Consider the following 6,679-nt stretch of genomic DNA (forward strand, 5'->3'; position numbering starts at 1 on the left):
CAACATCTTTGACCAGACCGTGGCTGTGGCCCACGTCACGTGGTGTTTTGTGGACCGAAGGCGTAGCCTCACAAACCGTGGGGACGGTCGCTGGGGACCCGACTTGGAAGGAGGCGCTGCACCGCGGTGTCTCGCGGCGAGGAGAAGGCACCAATCTGGTCGGAGCCGTGGTGGTAACCGCCTACCTGAGCTGGTTCCCGCCGCCGGGAGGCAGCCACGGCTCGCTCGATACGAACGACCTGCTGCTGTCCCTCGGCCTGGCCCTGGTCTATATGGCGTTGGCCTTTCCCGCCGGCGTACGGCTCGGGCATCGCTTCGGTCTGAAGGCGACGGGCTGGCTCGTCGACGGACGCCAACCCACGGAGCCGGAGGCTCGCGCCACGTTGGCACTGCCCTGGCGCACCGCGGCCACGTCCTTCACGCTGTGGCTCGGCGCCGCCGTCGTCTTCTACGGCGTGGAGTTCGTCTTCGATCCCAGTGGCTACCAGAGTGCCCGAGTGTCTGTCGGCGTCCTGCTCGGCGGCCTGACGACCTCGGCCCTGGCCTTCTTGCTTTGTGAACGGGCCCTGCGCCCCCTCTTTACCTTGGTCCTCGCCGACGGGGCGCCGCCACGGACGCGTCGGCTGCGACTGGGCCCGAAGCTGGTGCTGACCTGGGCCCTCGGGTCGGGCGTGCCTCTGCTGGCCATCGCCCTCTCGCCCCTCGGCCTCGGGCCCGGCGGTCGGGCCCAGCTGATCGGACCCGTGGTCGGGCTCTCGGCGCTGGGGCTCGTGATCGGCTGCGTGATGACCCTCGTCGCCGCCCGGATGCTCTCCGATCCCCTCGAGCAACTCCGCGCCGCGGTCGCCAGGGTGGAGAACGAGGACGTCGAGGTGGAGGTGCTGGTCAACGACGCCGGCACGCTCGGGTACCTGCAGATGGGCTTCAACCGTATGGTCGCCGGGCTCAGGGAGCGGCGACGCCTGGAAGACCTCTTCGGGCGGCACGTCGGAGTGGACGTCGCCCGTGGTGCACTGGACAATGGCGTCAACCTCGACGGCGAGCGACGAGAGGTCAGCGTCATGTTCGTGGACCTGGTCGGCTCGACGGGACTGGCGCAGCGCCAAGGGCCTGAGGTGGTTGTCGAAACGCTCAACGCCTTCTTCGACGTGGTCGTGAGCGTCGTGACCGCCGAGGGAGGATGGGTCAACAAGTTCGAAGGTGATGGCGCGCTGTGCGTCTTCGGGGCGCCGGTCGTGCAGCCCGACCACGCCGCTCGAGCGTTGCGCGCCGCGCACACCCTGCGCAGGGAGTTGCTCGCCCTCGCGGTCAGCCACGCCGAGGTGGACGCCGCCATCGGGGTGTCGTCCGGGGTGGCGGTCGCCGGGAACGTGGGCGCTGCCGAGCGGTATGAGTACACCGTCATCGGCGACCCAGTGAACGAGGCGGCGCGACTGACCGAGCAGGCGAAGGCGCGGCTGGGCCGGGTGCTCGCCAGCGAGGCGACGATCGCCCGAGCCGCAGGGGAAGGTCGGCGGTGGGGCAAGGTCGATGCGCTCGAGCTACGGGGACGAGCCGCGCCCACGCTCGCCTACGAGCCGGGTCCCATCGGCGGGCTGTCCTCGGAGTCGGCGCCGCCGCGGGAGGCGGCCCGGTAGCGTTGCCGGGTCGTGGCCCAGCCGAGCGCCCAGGAGTCGATGGGACGGGTCGGCCTGCCCGCGCCCGTCCGGGACCTCGCTCGGCGTCACTGGGACGCGGTGATCGTCGGAGGCGGCCACAACGGGCTGGCCGCGTCTGCCTACATCGCCCGTGCCGGTCGGCGGGTGCTCGTGTTGGAGGCGAGGGAGCGCCTGGGCGGCGCCTGCACCCTCGAGCAGCCGTTCGACGATCCACGCTGGCACGTCAGCCCGTGCGCCTACCTCGTGGGGCTGCTGCATCCGCTGGTGGTGGAGGAGCTGGAGCTGGCCCGCTTCGGCTACGGCGTGGAGGTCGTCGACCCGCATCTCTGGTGCCCTCTGGAGGACGCGTCGGCCCTGACGCTCTGGAACGATCCCGTGCGCTCGGCCGCCGAGGTGGCAGCCCTCTCGCCCGGCGACGTCGACGGGTATCTCGCCTACGAGGACGTCTTCGCACGGCTGCGACGGGCGCTGCGCGGTCCCGCGACCGACACGTGGCTGGGTGACGCACCGACGCAGGAGGAGCTGGTGGCGCGCCTCGGCGATGATGCGGAGGCAGTCGACGTCGTGCTCGGTGCCCCGATCGCCGACGTCCTCGAGCGACACGTGAAGGACTCGCGGCTGCGGACCGCTCTCCACGGTCAGGGGATCATCGGCACCTACGCCGGTCCGCGTGACGCCGGGACGGCGGCCGTTCACGCCATGCACTCGTCAGGGACTTTGGACGGTGAGGGCGGGGCCTGGGGCTACGTGCGTGGCGGCATGGGTCGGGTGTCGTTCGCCCTGGCCGACGCGGCGATGGCGGCCGGAGCGGTCGTGGCGACGGGGGTCTCCGTGGGCGCCGTCCGACCCGGCGAGGGGGTCGTGGTCGAAGGGGGCGAGACGATCCGCGCCGATGCCGTGGTCTCGAACGCCGATCCCAAGCGGACGCTGGCGCTGTGCGCGAGTGATGTTCCAGGGCACTACCGCCAGCGCCTCGAGGAATGGCGGATGGACAGCCCGGTGGTGAAGGTGAACTGCGGCCTGGTCCGGCTGCCTCGGTTCGTGGCCGCCACCGACGACACGCCCTTCCGATCGATGGTGACGATCAGCACCGGCGTCGACGACACCCAAGCGGCCTGCGCGGCCAGCCGTCGCGGCCTGCCGAGTCCAGCATGGTGCGAGCTGTACTTCCAGACAACCTACGACCCCACCATCGCTCCACGGGGCAAGCACACCATGAGCATCTTCGCCCAGTACGCCCCGTACCGGCTGGCAGAGGGTGACTGGGCGGCGCGGCGGGACGAGATCGGCGATCTCGTCCTGGCTGGCATCGCCCGTTTCGCACCGGACGTGGCTGAGGTCGTCGACCAGCGCCAGGTGCTCGGCCCACCCGACATCGAGGCCCGGACGGGGCTTACCGGAGGTCACATCTTCCAGGGGGAGTGCCTCCCGGACCAGATGTGGGAGAGACGGCTCACACCGCGCACACCCATTCCGGGTGTGTACCTGTGCGGCGCGGCGACGCACCCGGGTGGGAGCGTCATCGGGGCCAACGGCCGCAACGCGGCGATGGTCGTGGTCGGCGACCTGGCCGCGCAACGCAGCGCGCACGCCGATCCCGCCTAGACCGCTCGGAGTCTCCTACGGCACCACCCACCGACGGCCGCCCTGCCCCGCGAGCAGGCGCCCGAAGCGCATCCCGGGGAAGTGCACACCGGCCACGGGAACGCCGGTGTCCTCGATCTCCCGGGCGAGCGCCGTCCGGGTCCGGCGGGCGAGCGCCGGATCGACGTCGCCCAGGATCGCCCACTCGTCATCCACCAGCTGCACCGGGCAGTGGGCCACGTCTCCCAGCAGGAGCGCTCGGTCGGCCCCCGAAGAGATGACGACCACCGTGCTGCCAGGTGTGTGCCCGGGAGCGGCCAGCACGTCGATGCCAGGAAGCAGGGGTCCGCTCGCCTCCCACGTCTCCAACCTGCTCTCGACGGGCGACAGCTTCTTGGTCGCCCCGGGGTCCGGGCCCACGAAATGGGTCCAGTCCCGTCGATCGCATCGGTACGTGGCGTTGGGGAAGACCACCTCACCCTTTCTCGTCGCCCAGCCCACGTGGTCGAAGTGCAGGTGGGTGAAGACGACGTCGGTCACCTCGCTCGGCCCGACGCCGTGGGCGGCCAGGCTCTCGAGGAACGCTCCCCCGGAAAATGGTCCCTTGATGGAGCCCACGCCCGCGTCCACCACGGCGACCCCGCCTCGGTGCCGAACCAGGAACCCCCCCAGCTCCAGGGGAAGCAGTCCGTCGTCGGTGAGCAGGTCGCGGTGGGGCGCCCACTGCTCCTCGGTCGTGCCGGCGAAGGCATCGCCAGGGGGAAAGTAGGCGGTGCCGTCGTGCACCGGCAGTACTTCGACTTCTCCGATCAGCATGGACGCCAGCATGGCGCCTAGTTTGGCCCCGTGCCTACAACCGAGCTCCCGGCGTTCAATCCGTTCGAGCCGGGGTTCTTCACCGACCCGTACTCGCGTTACCGGGCACTCCGGGAAGGTGACCCGGTCCACCACAGTCCCCTGGGCTTGTGGATGCTCTTCCGCCACGACGACATCGTCGGCCTGCTGCGGGATCCGGCGCTGAGCGTCGAGCCCGAGAATGCAGCGCCAACGCTGCGAGCCCAGGTGTTCCAGGAGGTGGCCGGCGAGCGCGCCATGCGCCGGCCGCGGGCCATCCTGAGCCTCGACCCTCCCGACCACACGAGGCTGCGGCGCCTCGTCTCCAAGGCGTTCACTCCAAAACGGGTCGAGGCGCTGCGGCCACGGGTTGAGCAGCTCGTGAACGAGGCGCTCGACCGCGTGGCGCCGGGGGCCACGATGGACGTGATCTCCGACCTGGCCTACCCGCTGCCGTTCACCGTGATCTGCGAGCTCCTGGGAATGCCCGAGGGCGAGCGCGATCAGCTGCGGGAGGCGTCGCACACGCTGGCCGGGACGCTCGACCCCATCCTGAGCCCCGAGCAGATCGAGGCCGCCATGCGGGCCTCCGATCTGATCCGTGCGTATGTGACCGACGTCGTGGCGTGGAAGCGTGCCAACCCCGCCGACGATCTCCTCTCGGCCCTCGTCGGGGCCGAGGAGGAGGGCGACCGGCTGTCCCAGGCCGAGCTCCTCGACCAGGTCGTGCTGCTCTACATCGCCGGACACGAGACAACCGTCAACCTGATCGGGAACGGCAGCCTGGCCCTGCTCCGCAACCGGGCCGCCTACGAGCAACTGGGCGCCGACGCCGATCTCGCCGTCAACGCCGTCGAGGAACTGCTTCGCTACGACAGCCCGGTGCAGTTCTCCCGGCGCGTCACCCTCGCAGACCTGAAGATCGGCGACCGGCTCATCGAAGCCGGAAGCTTCGTGCTCACCTGCCTGGGCTCGGCCAACCACGATCCGGGTCGATGGGGTGAGGACGCCGACCGCCTCTCGCTCACCAGGCCGGGCGCGGCCCAGCACGTCTCCTTCGGCAGCGGGATCCATCACTGTCTGGGCGCGGCACTGGCCCGGTTGGAGGGCCAGGTGGCGTTGCGCACGCTGGCCCAGCGTTTCCCGGCCGCGGAGCTCGAGGACGAGCCCGAGGCATGGAACGGCAGGATCGTGCTGCGGGGCCTCGACCGTCTTCCCGTATCACCGTGGGGCTGACGCTGCATCCAGACGTGGAGTCGTTGTCCTTCCTGCTCGGGACGTGGGCGGGGGAGGGCCACGGCGAGTATCCGACCATCGAGTCGTTCGATTACACCGAGGAGATCCGCTTTTGGCACACCGGAAAGCCGTTTGTGGCCTATGCGCAGGGGACCTGGAGCGTTGACGACGAGCGGCCACTCCACTCGGAGACCGGGTTCTGGCGAGCCTCCCCACGAGGAGGCCTGGAGGTCGTGCTCGCACACCCGAACGGCATCGTCGAGGTGGAGGAGGGAACCGTGGCCGGTACCGAGGTCGAGCTGGCGAGCGTTGCGGTAGCTCGCACGAGCACCGCGAAGGAGGTGACGTCCCTGGAGCGCAGCTTGCGCGTCCGTGGTGATTCTCTCGTCTACCGACTGCGGATGGCGGCGGTGGGCGAGCCCCTCACCCACCATCTCGCCGCCGAGCTGCGACGCGTCGCGGCCGGCTGACATGAGCGCGCGGCCTCATGTGGCCGTCGTCGGTGCCGGCGACGCCGACGAGGAGCTGGCCGCGGCGGCCGAGGAGGTGGGACGCCGGCTGGCCGAGGCTGGCGTGGCTGTCGTGTGCGGGGGTCTCGGGGGCGTGATGGAGGCGGCGTGCCGCGGCGCCAAATCGGCCGGGGGCCTCACCATCGGGATCCTGCCCGGCCGGCGGCGACAGGACGCCAACCGCTGGGTCGACGTGGCCATCCCGACCGGCATGGGAGAGACACGCAATGCCCTCGTCGTGCTGAGCGCCGACGCCGTCGTCGCCGTGGGCGGAGAGCACGGGACGCTGTCGGAGGTGGCGTTCGGTCTCAAGCTGGGGCGCCCGGTCGTCGGCCTCCGGACCTGGCGACTGGTCCGGGGCGACGGCGCCGTCGACGAGAGCATCGTCCCCGCCGAGGATCCCCAAGCTGCCGTCGCTGTCGTCCTGGCGCTCACCGGCCACGCGAGCGCGTAAGAGTTGCCCAGCGCCGGTCCGAGTAGCCGCCGTCGCGGCCAGCGGCAGCGGTGACGACACCGGCGAGGATCGACAGGACGATCTCCTCGGCGCTGCGGCCATCAATGTCGAGTCCCACGGGCGTACGAATGCGAGCGATGTCGGCTTGCTCCTTTCGTCAGCCCGCGGCCAGCTGGCCGGCCAGCTCGGTTCTGATGCTCGAGCAGCTCGGTGCGCCGCCACCGACCGAGTTGGGACCCGTCGGTTGCGGCCACGCTCCGTTGATCGAAAGGGGCAGGTCGGGTACCTGCCAGGCGGAGGAGGCCGGGCCGATGACCTGCTCGGCCACAGACAACAGGCTCGAGTCGGAGGGCGTCCCGCCCCCGAGCACGTCCTGGATCATGGCGTCGGCAGTTGGATCGCCA

8 protein-coding genes are annotated in these 6,679 nt (G+C 70.7%); 5 read left to right on the forward strand and 3 right to left on the reverse strand.

The genetic code is table 11. From position 1 onward, the window contains the following. Nucleotides 1-77: 77 nt before the first annotated feature. Both VGF64_10935 and VGF64_10940 read left to right on the forward strand, forming a co-directional pair. Nucleotides 78-1,637: an adenylate/guanylate cyclase domain-containing protein gene (locus tag VGF64_10935; GenBank protein HEY1635264.1), complete on the forward strand. Its 1,560-nt coding sequence runs from the start codon at nt 78-80 to the stop codon at nt 1,635-1,637. Between the two features lie 12 nt (nt 1,638-1,649). Continuing rightward, nucleotides 1,650-3,263 (forward strand): NAD(P)/FAD-dependent oxidoreductase, encoded by a 1,614-nt coding sequence (locus VGF64_10940; GenBank protein ID HEY1635265.1) that lies wholly within the window; start codon nt 1,650-1,652, stop codon nt 3,261-3,263. Between the two features lie 15 nt (nt 3,264-3,278). Here the strand turns inward: VGF64_10940 and VGF64_10945 are convergent, their stop codons facing one another. Next, the gene (locus VGF64_10945) at nt 3,279-4,058 is read right to left on the reverse strand and encodes an MBL fold metallo-hydrolase (GenBank protein ID HEY1635266.1); all 780 of its coding nucleotides are present in this window, start codon (nt 4,056-4,058) and stop codon (nt 3,279-3,281) included. Between the two features lie 30 nt (nt 4,059-4,088). Between VGF64_10945 and VGF64_10950 the strand changes: the two genes are divergently transcribed. Genes VGF64_10950 through VGF64_10960 form a run of 3 tightly spaced genes read left to right on the forward strand, consistent with a single transcriptional unit; the run spans nt 4,089 to nt 6,275 of the window. Continuing rightward, nucleotides 4,089-5,312, forward strand: a complete 1,224-nt coding sequence (locus tag VGF64_10950) for a cytochrome P450 (protein ID HEY1635267.1) — start codon at nt 4,089-4,091, stop codon at nt 5,310-5,312. Then, complete coding sequence (locus VGF64_10955) at nt 5,303-5,782, forward strand: FABP family protein (protein ID HEY1635268.1); 480 nt, start codon at nt 5,303-5,305, stop codon at nt 5,780-5,782. Before VGF64_10950 ends, VGF64_10955 begins: the two co-directional genes overlap by 10 nt. Before the next feature lies 1 nt (nt 5,783). Then, on the forward strand, nt 5,784-6,275 hold the full coding sequence (locus tag VGF64_10960) for a TIGR00725 family protein (protein HEY1635269.1): 492 nt from the start codon (nt 5,784-5,786) through the stop codon (nt 6,273-6,275). Here the strand turns inward: VGF64_10960 and VGF64_10965 are convergent. Next, nucleotides 6,253-6,414, reverse strand: a complete 162-nt coding sequence (locus VGF64_10965; GenBank protein HEY1635270.1) for a hypothetical protein — start codon at nt 6,412-6,414, stop codon at nt 6,253-6,255. The two genes, VGF64_10960 and VGF64_10965, sit on opposite strands and share 23 nt — an antisense overlap. Nucleotides 6,415-6,432: 18 nt before the next feature. Further along, a partial coding sequence (locus tag VGF64_10970) for a hypothetical protein (GenBank protein ID HEY1635271.1) occupies nt 6,433-6,679 on the reverse strand: 247 nt, incomplete at its 5' end.

This window comes from Acidimicrobiales bacterium (assembly GCA_036491125.1).
GTDB lineage: Bacteria > Actinomycetota > Acidimicrobiia > Acidimicrobiales > AC-9 > AC-9.